The 13162-nt window shown below is 38.7% G+C and carries 10 protein-coding genes and 1 pseudogene; 6 read left to right on the top strand and 5 right to left on the bottom strand.

Going from position 1 to position 13162, the window contains the following annotated elements; all coding sequences use genetic code 11:
- The 3 genes from BN338_RS00775 to BN338_RS00765 all read left to right on the top strand — a co-directional run.
- Positions 1-279: DUF2497 domain-containing protein (locus tag BN338_RS00775; protein ID WP_039758122.1), on the top strand; the 279-nt coding region annotated here is incomplete at its 5' end.
- Between the two features lie 141 nt (positions 280-420).
- Positions 421-3144, top strand: coding sequence for a valine--tRNA ligase (locus tag BN338_RS00770; RefSeq protein ID WP_039758176.1), 2724 nt, complete (start codon positions 421-423; stop codon positions 3142-3144).
- 1389 nt (positions 3145-4533) lie between these two features.
- Entirely contained in the window at positions 4534-5325 is a 792-nt protein-coding gene (locus BN338_RS00765; protein WP_039758120.1) for a tetratricopeptide repeat protein, read from the top strand.
- A gap of 104 nt (positions 5326-5429) precedes the next feature.
- Here the strand turns inward: BN338_RS00765 and BN338_RS00760 are convergent, their stop codons facing one another.
- The 5 genes from BN338_RS00760 to xth all read right to left on the bottom strand — a co-directional run bounded on the left by BN338_RS00760 (position 5430) and on the right by xth (position 9621).
- On the bottom strand, positions 5430-6176 hold the full coding sequence (locus BN338_RS00760) for an amino acid ABC transporter ATP-binding protein (RefSeq protein ID WP_039758118.1): 747 nt from the start codon (positions 6174-6176) through the stop codon (positions 5430-5432).
- A gap of 11 nt (positions 6177-6187) precedes the next feature.
- The gene (locus tag BN338_RS00755; RefSeq protein WP_039758117.1) at positions 6188-6904 is read right to left on the bottom strand and encodes an amino acid ABC transporter permease; all 717 of its coding nucleotides are present in this window, start codon (positions 6902-6904) and stop codon (positions 6188-6190) included.
- 2 nt (positions 6905-6906) lie between these two features.
- Positions 6907-7659, bottom strand: coding sequence for an amino acid ABC transporter permease (locus BN338_RS00750; protein ID WP_039758115.1), 753 nt, complete (start codon positions 7657-7659; stop codon positions 6907-6909).
- A gap of 150 nt (positions 7660-7809) precedes the next feature.
- Entirely contained in the window at positions 7810-8715 is a 906-nt protein-coding gene (locus tag BN338_RS00745) for a transporter substrate-binding domain-containing protein (protein ID WP_039758114.1), read from the bottom strand.
- A gap of 123 nt (positions 8716-8838) precedes the next feature.
- A complete protein-coding gene (xth, locus tag BN338_RS00740) occupies positions 8839-9621 on the bottom strand; it encodes an exodeoxyribonuclease III (RefSeq protein ID WP_039758112.1) in 783 nt (260 codons plus the stop codon).
- 494 nt (positions 9622-10115) lie between these two features.
- Between xth and rpsL the strand changes: the two genes are divergently transcribed.
- The 3 genes and pseudogenes from rpsL (at position 10116) to fusA (ending at position 13101) form a co-directional block, all read left to right on the top strand.
- On the top strand, positions 10116-10487 hold the full coding sequence (rpsL, locus tag BN338_RS00735) for a 30S ribosomal protein S12 (RefSeq protein ID WP_005773262.1): 372 nt from the start codon (positions 10116-10118) through the stop codon (positions 10485-10487).
- Between the two features lie 35 nt (positions 10488-10522).
- Positions 10523-10993: a 30S ribosomal protein S7 gene (gene rpsG, locus BN338_RS00730; protein WP_005773264.1), complete on the top strand. Its 471-nt coding sequence runs from the start codon at positions 10523-10525 to the stop codon at positions 10991-10993.
- A gap of 24 nt (positions 10994-11017) precedes the next feature.
- Positions 11018-13101: pseudogene (gene fusA, locus BN338_RS00725) on the top strand (elongation factor G).
- Positions 13102-13162: the final 61 nt, after the last annotated feature.

The raw sequence follows: 13162 nt of genomic DNA, 5'->3' as shown, positions 1-13162 counted from the left end.
ACAGTTGGTGTGGATGTGCAAAAGATGAAGTTTTCTTCTGAAGAACGGAATTCTGTGTATAAAGCGAGAGAATATGAAGATGAGAGCAGGAGGTCACAGTCAGAAGCTGGAGGAGCTGGTCGTGTGGAATTGTCTGCGTATTGTGTTTCTTCCGCAGAAAAGATTGCAAAGGATGTGTTGCGTCCAGCTATAGCAGAATGGTTGCAGTCTAAATTGCCTGTTTTGCTGGAAGATATTTTACGTGAAGAAATTGTGAAGGCGATTAAAAAATCGTCTTAATTATTTTCATATTTTTCATTTTTGAGAAGTTTGTTTGAGGTTTGCGGTCTCTCAAGTGAGTGGGTGAGGTTTGCGGGATTCTGATCGTGTTTTGGTTATATATTGTTATTGTGTTTTCCAGCGGCGTTATGGATGGATAGAATGTTAGAAAAAAACTATGATGCTGCTTCCATAGAGCAACGGATTGCAAAGAGATGGGAGACCCGTGGGGCTTTTAAAATGGGAGCGGGTTCTAAAAATGGTGCGGAACCTTTTTGTGTCATGCTTCCACCTCCTAATGTTACAGGCTCACTTCATATGGGGCATGCGCTCAATACGACAATTCAAGATATAATGGTTAGATTTCAGCGGATGCGTGGCAAAAATGTGTTGTGGCAGCCTGGTATGGATCATGCTGGGATTGCTACACAAATGGTTGTAGAGCGTCAACTTGCAGAACGCCAAGAGCCAACACGTCAAGAAATGGGGAGAGAAAAGTTTATTGAGCGTATTTGGGAATGGCGTCATGAAGCGGGAGGCATTATAGCAAATCAGTTGCGCCGCCTTGGCGTTTCATGTGATTGGTCGCGCGAGCGGTTTACAATGGATGAGGGGTTGTCGCAGGCTGTCCGTGAAGTCTTTGTTACGCTTTATAAACAAGGGTTAATATATAGAGATAAGCGTCTCGTCAATTGGGATCCTAAATTGTTGACGGCTATTTCGGATCTTGAAGTTGAGCAAAAAGGAGTTCAAGGTCATTTGTGGCACTTTAGGTATCCACTTGAGGGTAAAATTTTTGACCCAAATGATGCAACAACTTTTATAACAGTGGCGACAACACGACCAGAAACAATGCTTGGTGATACAGGAATTGCTGTTAATCCTGAAGATGAACGTTATAAACATCTGATAGGTAAAAATGCTCTTTTACCCCTTGTTGGTCGTCGGTTGTTGATTGTTGGTGATACGCATGCTGATCCTGAGGCTGGAAGTGGAGCTGTAAAAATTACACCAGCCCATGACTTTAATGATTTTGAAGTAGGACAGCGTAATGATTTGCGCTTAATCAATATTTTTACCTCAAAGGCCGAGATTTTTCTCCGTGAGAATGAAGCGTTTTTTGATGGTTTGGTTTTATCAGATGAATTAAAAATGTTAGTAGAAAATCTCGATAAAGCTGATCGTTTTGTTGCGCGCCAGAAGATTATTTCTTTGATGGAAGAACAAGGGTATTTAGTTTCAGTTGATGATCATGCGCATATGGTTCCTCATGGTGATCGCAGTGGTGTGCCTATTGAACCTTTTTTGACAGATCAGTGGTATGTTCATGCTGCTGAATTAGCGAAGCCAGCGATAGAAGCTGTTCAACAAGGAAAAACGCAGTTTGTTCCCGATAACTGGAAAAAGACTTACTTCAATTGGATGCAAAATATTCAGCCTTGGTGCATTTCTCGCCAATTATGGTGGGGGCATCAGATTCCTGCTTGGTATGGTCCTGACGGAACAGTTTTCGTTGAAAAAAGTGAAAAAGAGGCTTTAGATTCGGCTTTTGCTCATTATGGTGAGGTGGTTGAATTAATCCGTGATCCGGATGTCTTAGATACTTGGTTTTCATCAGCTCTTTGGCCTTTCTCAACATTAGGATGGCCAGATAAAACAACTGAATTATTTACTTTTTATCCAACATCTTTATCCGTGACAGGATTTGATATTATTTTTTTCTGGGTTGCTCGTATGATGATGATGGGACTTCACTTTATGGGTGAAGTGCCTTTCCCAACGGTTTATGTGCATGCTCTTGTCCGAGATCAAAAGGGCGCAAAGATGTCAAAATCAAAGGGAAATATTATTGATCCCTTAGAGCTTATTGATCAGTATAGCGCTGATGCCCTTCGTTTTACTTTGGCTATTATGGCAGCGCAAGGTCGTGATGTAAAACTTGATACTTCCCGTGTTGCTGGTTATCGTAATTTTGCTACGAAATTATGGAATGCCACTCGCTTTGCACAGATGAATGGTGTGAAGCATGATCCAACTTTTGAGCCAGGACAAGCGAAGCTGGCGCTTAATCGTTGGATTTTAACAGAGCTCTCTAAAACGATTTCAGCAGTGACAACAGGTATTGAGCACTATAAGTTTAATGAGTCTGCATCTACACTTTATCGTTTCATTTGGAATACATTCTGTGATTGGTATTTGGAACTTCTCAAACCACTTTTTCAGGGTGAAAATGAAGATGCTAAAAGTGAGGCTCAAGCTTGTACTGCTTGGGTTCTAGATGAAGTTTATAAACTTCTTCATCCCTTTATGCCTCATATGACAGAAGAGTTGTGGTCTCTTACAGAAACGCAAGGGATCAAGCGTGAGGATATGCTCGCATTGACAAAATGGCCAGAGGAAACATTAATAGATGATGAGGCTGCTGCTGATATTAATTGGCTTATTGATGTGGTTACGGGGATCCGGTCTGTACGTTTTGAAATGAATATTCCAGCAGCTACACGAGCGCCTCTTGTCATTGTCGAAGGAGGGGAAATAACGCGAGAGCGTGTACAGCGTTATGATGCACTTCTTAAAAAGTTAGCGCGTATTGAAGTCATTCATTTCTCTGATAAAGTTCCAGAAGTATCGGCACAAATGGTTTTAGGAGAGGCTGTTTTTTGTTTGCCATTAGGGCAGTTAATTGATTTGGAAGCTGAACGTGTTCGCTTGAGGCAGGAAGTCCATAAAATTGAACAAGATATTGAAAAAATATCGCTTAAGTTAAATAACCCAAAATTTATAGCAAATGCAAAAGCGGAAATTATTGAAAGTGAACAAAATAGGGTTGTAGAACTGCGTGCTGCGCAAAAAAAGATATCTATTGCTTTAGAGCGGTTGGGTTGATTCTAACTTCTTGTTTCTAGACGGCGGATTTCATGGCATGATGGTCGATATTGATTTTTTAAGAGAAAATTTTTTCTTTTATTCGTTTTTTGCGGATGCGGTCATGAAACCTCGATGAGGAGCTAGCGTTTTTATCTTCATCATTAAAGGGATACACCTCTTAAGGCACTCAAGCTCATTTCGCGCTGGTGCCTGCGAGGAATATAACGGTAACTCCATTCAGCCTCCTCATCTTTACGCTTATCAAGTAACGATTCGTCGCCATACACACTTTATCAATGCTCAATATTGTGCGACATTGGCATTTAAGACAGTTCATAATAGGTATTTTGTCCTTTCTTACACAGTCTTTGTTCCACACAGCTCTCTCTGCTTGTAACGTGCAAATGGATGGTTTTGATTGATTCAACATGGAACAAGTTTGAAATAAGGGAGGGTAAGATATTTGAGGGGCCCCGTTCAATGAGCAAAATTATTATAAATCAAGACATTGACTTATTACTGTAAAACACCATGATTCAGGGCAATAAGGCATATAAAATTTTCATATGTGGTATTTTTGTTATATATTGCGGTGAATATTTAGGAGAAGTCTTACTTGTAGAGCTTATAAAGCTGCAAGCAGGTAAGGTCGTTATATTTTCTAGCCTCTAATGTTATGATCACTTTTATAAATGTTGTGATCACTCTTATATTTGAGTCTATTTATTAGAGGCGCTTTAAATCCTCTTTTAAGCTCACCCGAAAACCCCGCTCATCGCTTATTCGTAAATGATTTTAATTGCTTTAATATGATAGAGGGAGGGAATTCTCCTCTATTGGGGGTAAATGAAAAATAAATATTCATATTTATAAATTCAATATGTTATCTATTAGATATAGGAAGTATCTAGCAGTTAGAATCTACTGAAAAACTAAATTTTTTACAGATTGATGGGAGTGAGAAATATCATCTTTCAGCTGGAGAGATAGTCGTGAAGCGATAAGTTAACGATCATCATTATATTTATCCACCTTTCATGTTGTTTTTGTACTTAAATGTTTACCATTCATTATATATTCTCCTGTTCTTGAGATTTTGTTTGATGCGCAGGTTATTTTATTGAACGATTTTTATTCATTCATATAAATTAAAAAAATAACACAATCCTATAAGGTTAAGCAATGTGTACAAAATATACGATGATGATTTGTATTTAAAAATCAATTTTTTGTATATAAAAATGAATGCTTAATTTTATTAAACAGTTTTAGTCATTTTCATTTATTTGTCTTTTCTTTTTAAAATTTTACTTTAGAATTTTTGGTATTTCTTACAAAGGAAAGAGCTTATAGATCTACAAAGAAATTTGTAACAGATAGAGCAATTAACATTGAGATAGGGGGGAAATGGTCAAGGGATTTCAGGTATGGAAAAAAGCTACGATTGTTGCGATGTTCGGGGGATTTTTTTCAACAGTTTATACAATAGATGCCAATAGCTTGCAGGAAGCGAATGATGGTTCGTTTTATTTTTTGAAACGTGGCATGTCTGCTTATAAAAATGGACAGATAAATCAGGCTATTTCAGCGTTACGTTGTGCCGCTAAAAGGGGCCATATTGGTGCGAATTGGAAACTTGGCTCTATTTACGCAAACGGCGATGGTGTCCCTAGAGATGATTATAAAGCCTATCATTTTTTCGCATATATCGTTAAAAAAGGTGCTGATCTTGGCTCAAAGGATGAAAGTTATGTTTCTGATGCATTGGTTAATCTTGCTGGGTATATAAAAAAAGGCATTCCTCAATCACCTGTGAAATCTAATCCTTCTTATGCAGCTCGTCTTTATATGCAGGCTGCGGTGAACTATGGAAATCCTAAAGCTCAGTATCATTTAGGAAAAATATTTTTAAAGGGAGAGGGAAGGGAGAAGAATCTCATACAAGCAGCACGATGGTTTCAACTTTCAGCAAAAAAAGGAAATCCTTCCGCTCAAGCTATGCTTGGAAATATGCTGCTTCAAGAAGGAGAAATCATTCGCGGTACGGCAATGCTCACTGCAGCCTATGAAAAAGCTAACGTAAAAGACAGAAATTGGATTCGTCCTTTGAAAGAGCAGGCTTTTTCTATTTGTAATGAATTTGAGAGACGTACAGCAATTTCACTGGTTGCTGATATTCTAAAATATAAGAACTTTTAATTATCTGATTGTAATATTTTTTTACATTCTCTCATCTATTATTAAACTCTCCTTTCTTGTGTCCAAGTTTACAGTAGAGATAGCTTTTTGTGATGATATAATGGCTAATGACTTAGGATTTTAGATAAAAATTCTTGCGTTCTTGGTGTTCTCGCTTGCGGATGAGAAAAAAACTCTTTAGATGAACAGTCTTCAAGAATTGTTCCTTGATCTATGAAAATAACACGCTCCGAGACTTTTTGTGCGAATCCCATTTCATGGGTTACACAAATCATCGTCATACCTTCTTCTGCTAAACTGATCATGACATCGAGCACTTCACCGACCATTTCAGGATCTAGAGCAGAGGTTGGTTCATCAAAAAGCATAACAAGTGGATCCATGGTTAAGGCACGTGCAATAGCAACACGCTGTTGTTGTCCTCCAGAAAGTTGACCGGGATATTTATCTTTATGTTCAATGAGTCCAACGCGTTCAAGATACAACAAACCACGTTCAAGTGCCTCTTTTTTGCTTCGTTTTAGGACTTTGATTTGTGCAATTGTCAAATTTTCTGTGACGGATAAATGAGGGAAAAGCTCGAAGTGTTGAAATACCATTCCCACCTGACTCCGCAACTTAGGCAGATTTGTTTGTTTTGAATGAACAGGTGTTCCATTAATCCAAATTTCACCTTTTTGAAAAGGGACGAGAGCATTAATAGTTTTAATGAGTGTTGATTTTCCTGAGCCTGATGGTCCGCAAATGACAACTACTTCACCTTTATTAATGCTGGTTGTACAGTTTTTAAGGACTTTAATTTCGCCATACCAATTAGAAACATTTTTTATTTCGATCATATGAGTAGACATTTTTTTTCCTGTTAGCGAATAATGGATACTTTTTTTTGTAAATATAAAACGATTTGTGACAGTGTAAAACAGATAATAAAATAGAAAATAGCTGCTAAGATATAAGCTTCTTGTTTTACACCAAAATTATTAGCAGCAATATCAAAACCATTCAAAAGGCTATGACCGCTGATGGCATAAACAAGGGTTGTATCCTGAAAAAGGATAACGACTTGTGTTAAAAAGACAGGAAGCATATCTCTAAAGGCTTGAGGAAAAATGACAATGTACATACTTTGCCAATACGTCATCCCAAGAGCTTGCCCTGCATATTTTTGTCCTTGCGAAACTGAATTGATACCAGCACGCATAATTTCAGCAAAATAAGCCGTTTCAAATGCGGTAAAAGTAATGAGTGCTGATTTATTGGCTCCGATGGATGTCCCCGTTAAAAAAGGCAGAAGCACAAAAAACCATAAGATAACCATCACAAGTGGTATTGAACGCATAGCTGTTATATAAACGATTGCGAACCAAGAAAGAATTTTTATGGAAGAAAGGCGCATCATTGCTAAAAGCGTGCCGAAAACAAATCCCAATACTGTTGCAAAAAGCGTTAGAAAAACGCTAAAGAGCAAACCTGATAAAATGTAAGAACGAAATACATCAAAGGTAAAAAAGGAAAAATCAAAGTCAGAAAAATTGAAAGGGAAATAAAGTCCAAACTGAGAGCTTATGAAATTTATCATATTCAATTTCCCTTTGTTTGAAAATTAGGAATTTTGAGCATTTGTTCAATGACTGTCATCACAATGAACACAAATAAGGCTATAAGAATATAAAGAATCGTAACAAGCAAATAGTTTTCGTAAACATGGCTTATCTCTTCAATTGCTTGGTATTGAAATTGCATAAGCTCATTTATTGAAACGGCGAATGCTATAGACGAATTCTTCACAATGCCCATTGCTTCTGAAGTAAGTGGCGGTATAATTGCACGGATAGCACGCGGTAATATGATATATCGATAACTTTGATAAGTTGTAAAGCCCATTGCCATAGCAGCATAGCGTTGTCCTGAAGGAATTGCTTCAATACCTGAACGAATCTGTTCTGCGATACGTGCCGATGTAAAGAATCCCAATGCACATGTTACTAAGAGAATGGGGGAAAAGTTCATCGCTGGTGGGTAAATCTTGGGAACAACAAAATACCATAAAAACACCTGTACAAGGAGGGGAATGTTACGCATAGTTTCTACCCAAATAGCACCGAGAGTGCGAAATACACAATTGATGATGGACGTTTTGGGTAAAGTGCGCATTGTTCCTATAATAACACCACAAAATATAGCTAATATAAGTGACGTGATGGACAATATAACCGTATTTTTTAAGCCATCAAGAAGTGTGTCTAAATAGGTATGACTTACGCCGGGAGTGCCCAAGCATCCTGTTACCAGTGTCTGAGTAAGGTCATCTCTACAAAGGAAAGAAAAGTCCATTAATTGATATTCCCTCAAATTAGTCATTCACAAATAGGACAATGAATGACAATGAATCAAGCGTATCTACATAGGCAGAATTTATTAAAAAGTGAATTAAAATATAAACCACACTCAATTTTTAAAGAGTGTGGTTCTCCTTTTTAAATTCTATAAATCTTTTTTTGTGTAGCTTTCCCGCGGCTTATTGTTTGGGTGATCCCAAGCATATCTTGTTTGTTGTGATAAGGGAAGGTTCATAACAGTATTAGCAGGCGGAATCGGTTTCATAAACCATTTATTATAAAGCTTTTCAAGTGATTCGTCTTTAATTTGACGTAGGATACTATCGTTAATGGTTTGTTCAAAGTTTTTGTCATGTAGTCTAAGCATGCAGGCGATGGGTTCTACTGAAAGTACAGTGTCAAGAATGACATAATCAGATGGATTTTTTGATTTCGCAATATGTCCAGCGAGAATTGAGGCATCCATAACAAATGCATCGGCACGACCAGATTCGAGTAATAAGAAACTATCTCCGTGATCTTTTCCTTTGACGACCTTAAAGTGAATATTTTTTGCACGTTTGTTTTTACGAATAAGTTGAACAGATGTCGTACCGGTGGTTGTTGCAACTGTTTTTCCATTTAAATCATCAAGAGATTTAATGTTAGAATTTTTCTTTACAGCAATTCGAACCTCTTCAACGTATGTCGTATATGCAAATGCTGCTTCTTTACTGCGGGCAATATCATTTGTTGTTGAGCCGCATTCAAAATCATAGGTCTTGTTTTTTAAGAGAGGAATTCTATTTTGAGAAGTGATGGGAAGATAATGAATTTTAATCGGTTTACCAATTTTTTTTGAGATATCATCAATGATATGTTCTGCCATTTCTGTGTGAAAACCTACATATTTATTATTACCAAGAGCGTAGGCCAAACCAGATGATTCACGGACACCTAAAGTGATTTCCCCTGTTTGTCTTATTTTTTCAAGCGTATCGTTTTCAGCATGCGCGCCACTTGTGAGCCCAATGGCTGCTGCTGCAATAAACATTAACAATGATTTCTTCATTTATGTCTTCCATTCATTGATTTTTATTTCATTTACTTAAGATATACTGTTTGCATGGTGTAGCATAGTTATTATTTTGAGTGGAATTTTTTTTGTTCTTTCATGAAAGAGGGCTATACTTTCTTAATTGATATTAAGATGAATCCAAACAGGAACATGGTCGGATGGTTTTGGGTACCCCCTTACTTCTGTTTGACTATGAGCGCAAATAAGGTGATCAACCGCTTCTGGTGATAAGAGTAAATGGTCAATGCGAATCCCATTATTTTTAGGCCATGCTCCAGCTTGGAAATCCCAAAAACTAAAGGAGGGTGTATCGGTGACATTCCGGATAGCATCGTAGAGACCTAAATAAAGAATACGTTGGAATGCTTTTCTTGTTTTTTGAAGAAATAAGGCATCTTGATTCCATTCTTGAGGTTTTTTTGCATCTAACGTGGTAGGGATGACATTGTAATCGCCGGCTAGAATAAGAGGCTCTTCATATGCAAGCAATGACTTTGTGTGTGCATATAATCTTTCCATCCATTCCATCTTATAAGAATATTTTTCACTCTCAATAGGGTTTCCATTTGGCAAATAGAGAGATGCAATACGTACAACACCTTTGTTGGTTGAATAAACGGCTTCAATGTAGCGTGCTTGTTCATCATTACCGTTGCCTGGTAATCGACGGATCACTTCATCTGGTGTTTTTTTAGAAAGAATTGCAACGCCATTAAAACTTTTTTGTCCGTGTGTTTCTATATGGTAACCTAGATTTTCAATTGTATCACGTGGAAAACTTTCATCAATGCTTTTAATTTCCTGTAGACAGACTATGTCTGGCTGACTTTGCTGTAGCCATTGACATAATGTTTCATGTCGTGCTTTTATGCCGGCAATATTCCACGTTGCTATTTTCATGGTGTTCATCATTAGATATCAAATATTCAATTTAATTTGCTGCATTAATGTTTTACTGTAGTCTCATCGTTGCTTTTTTTGTTTATAGGGTGATATTACTGTGGTTGATTGATTTATCAAGAGTCCCGATAAAAGCAAATTTAAAGTTTTTAAATTTAATTTATTTGATTTTTGAAAACTTTCTGCTGTTTAGTTCTTGACGAATGTCTGCGTTCCCGCTATTAGACACGAACATAACCGATGTGAAAGTGATCGTTTATTTTGGATATGATGCCAGAAGATCATCAAACAGGTGTTAAAAAGATTAAAAGCAAATGCTAGTGCAAAAGGCTATTGCCTTCTCTGCTTGTGGTCGGGTGAACTGTTTTTTTGCAGGTGTGCCCGGTTTTGCGTTTAGAATCAGTCATCTATACCAGTTTTATTGGAGTGGATGAGATAAGAATAGAGAAGCCCGATTGGGTGAGACGAATATAGATTGAAAAGAGGAAGGTTGCATGCCTACCGTAAACCAGTTGATTCGCAAGCCGCGTGTGGCGCCAGTTAAACGTAATAAGGTTCCTGCTTTGCAGTCGAATCCACAGAAGCGTGGTGTTTGTACACGTGTTTATACAACAACACCGAAGAAGCCTAATTCTGCTCTTCGTAAAGTTGCTAAAATTCGCTTGACGAATGGATTTGAAGTGATTGGTTATATTCCTGGAGAGGGACATAATCTTCAAGAGCACTCTGTTGTGATGATCCGTGGCGGTCGTGTGAAAGATTTGCCGGGGGTTCGTTATCACATTATTCGTGGTTTGCTTGATACGCAAGGTGTCAAAAATCGTAAACAGCGTCGTTCGAAATATGGCGCAAAGCGTCCAAAATAATAAAGCGTCCAAAATAATATTGAGAGACAAAGCCAATGTCCCGTCGTCATAGAGCAGAAAAGCGTGAAATTAATCCAGATCCTAAGTTTGGTGATTTGGTCATTACAAAATTTATGAATGCCATTATGTTTGATGGCAAAAAGTCAGTTGCAGAGCGTATTGTTTATGGTGCGCTTGATTCTGTTGAGAAAAAAGTGAAAACAGATCCAGTGGATCTTTTTCATCGGGCTTTAGAGAATGTTGCTCCTCATATTGAGGTTCGTTCACGTCGTGTTGGTGGTGCTACTTATCAAGTTCCGATAGATGTTCGTCCCGATCGTCGTCAGGCTCTTGCTATTCGTTGGTTGATTTCGGCGGCGCGTGGGCGGAATGAGACAACAATGATTGAGCGTCTATCTGGTGAATTGATGGACGCAGCTAATAATCGCGGTTCTGCCGTGAAGAAGCGTGAGGATGTTCATCGTATGGCTGAAGCTAACCGTGCATTCTCGCATTATCGCTGGTAGAAGTTTTAAACTAAGGCAAATATAATGGCTCGCGAATATAAAATTGAAGATTATCGTAATTTCGGTATTATGGCGCATATTGATGCCGGTAAGACTACGATGACTGAACGTATTCTGTTCTATACGGGTAAGAATCATAAAATCGGTGAGACGCATGATGGTGCTTCTACGATGGATTGGATGGAACAGGAGCAAGAGCGCGGTATTACAATTACATCTGCTGCAACGACAACTTTTTGGGAAGGGCGTGACGGTCGAAAGCGTCGATTCAATATTATTGATACACCAGGGCACGTTGATTTTACAATTGAGGTTGAACGTTCTTTGCGTGTTCTTGATGGGGCGATAGCGTTGTTAGATGCTAATGCTGGTGTTGAGCCTCAGACAGAAACCGTTTGGCGGCAGGCTGAGAAATACCGTGTCCCTCGCATGGTTTTTGTTAATAAGATGGATAAAATAGGTGCTGATTTCTATCGTAGTGTGGAAATGGTTGGTTCTCGTTTGGGGGCTAAAGCGCTTGTTTTGCAGTTGCCGATTGGTGCTGAAAATGACTTTGAAGGTGTTGTTGATCTTGTTGAGATGAAGGCTTTAAAGTGGGATGGTTCTATTGGTGCCTCAGCGGTAATAAGTGAAATTCCTTCTGATTTAAAAGAAAAGGCTGAGGAGTATCGCGAGAAACTCATTGAGATGGCTGTGGAAGTTGATGAGTCTGCTATGGAGGCTTATTTGGAAGGTGTTATGCCAACCAATGAGCAGCTTGTTTTTCTTATTCGTAAGGGAACCGTAGAGGTTCAGTTTCACCCTGTTCTTTGTGGTACGGCTTTTAAAAACAAGGGGGTGCAGCCGCTTTTAGATGCTGTCGTTTCTTATCTTCCTTCTCCGGTTGATATTCCGGCAATTAAGGGTATTGATGTGAAGACTGAGGCTGAGACGACACGCGAATCTTCTGATGATGCTCCGCTGTCTATGCTTGCTTTTAAAATTATGAACGATCCTTTTGTTGGTTCGTTGACTTTCTGTCGTATTTACTCTGGTAAAGTTCATAAAGGTATTTCTCTTGAGAATACTGTGAAGAAGAAGAAGGAGCGTTTAGGGCGTATGCTTCAAATGCATTCAAATTCTCGTGAAGATATTGAGGAAGCATTTGCTGGTGATATTGTAGCGCTTGCTGGTCTTAAGGAGACAACAACAGGTGATACGCTTTGTGATCCTTTAAAGCCTGTTATTTTGGAGCGCATGGAATTTCCAGAACCTGTTATTGAGATTGCAATTGAACCAAAAACAAAGCAGATCAGGAAAAGATGGGTATTGCTCTTAATCGTTTGGCAGCGGAAGATCCTTCATTTCGTGTTAAGTCGGATGAGGAATCGGGTCAGACTATTATAGCGGGAATGGGTGAGCTTCATCTTGATGTTATTGTTGATCGTATGCGGCGTGAATTTAAGGTTGAGGCAAATGTTGGTCAGCCACAGGTTGCTTATCGTGAGTCAATTACCAAGATGGCGGAAATTGATTACACCCATAAAAAACAGTCAGGTGGTGCTGGTCAATTTGCTCGTGTAAAGATTATTTTTGAGCCTCACGAAGGTGATGATTTTATTTTTGAGTCGAAGATTGTTGGTGGTGCTGTTCCTAAAGAATATATTCCAGGTGTCCAAAAGGGGATTGAAAGTGTTATGGGGTCAGGGCCTCTTGCAGGATTCCCTATGCTTGGTGTAAAAGCAACGCTCGTTGATGGTGGTTATCACGATGTTGATTCTTCTGTGTTGGCTTTTGAAATTGCTGCTCGTGCAGCTTTTCGTGATGGAGCAAAGAAAGCTGGTGCACAGCTTCTTGAACCGATCATGAAGGTGGAAGTTGTTACACCAGATGATTATGTTGGAGATGTGATTGGCGATCTCAATTCTCGTCGGGGACAGATTTCAGGAACTGAAGCGCGCGGTATTGCAACGGTTGTCAATGCGATGGTTCCATTGGCGAATATGTTTGGTTATGTGAATACCCTTCGCTCTATGAGTCAAGGGCGTGCGCAGTATACAATGCAGTTTGATCACTACGAACCTGTTCCTTCGGCTGTTGCTTTGGAGATTCAAAAGAAATACGCGTAATTTCAGTTTGGTAAATTAATTTTTAACTTAGTCCTTGGCTTGGACAGAAAATGGAGAGCTC

The sequence above is a fragment of the Bartonella queenslandensis AUST/NH15 genome (genome assembly GCF_000312585.1).
GTDB classification, from domain to species: Bacteria; Pseudomonadota; Alphaproteobacteria; order Rhizobiales; family Rhizobiaceae; genus Bartonella; species Bartonella queenslandensis_A.
The sequence above is the reverse complement of the archived record's forward strand: the minus strand, read 5'-3'. Positions and strand labels throughout refer to the sequence as shown.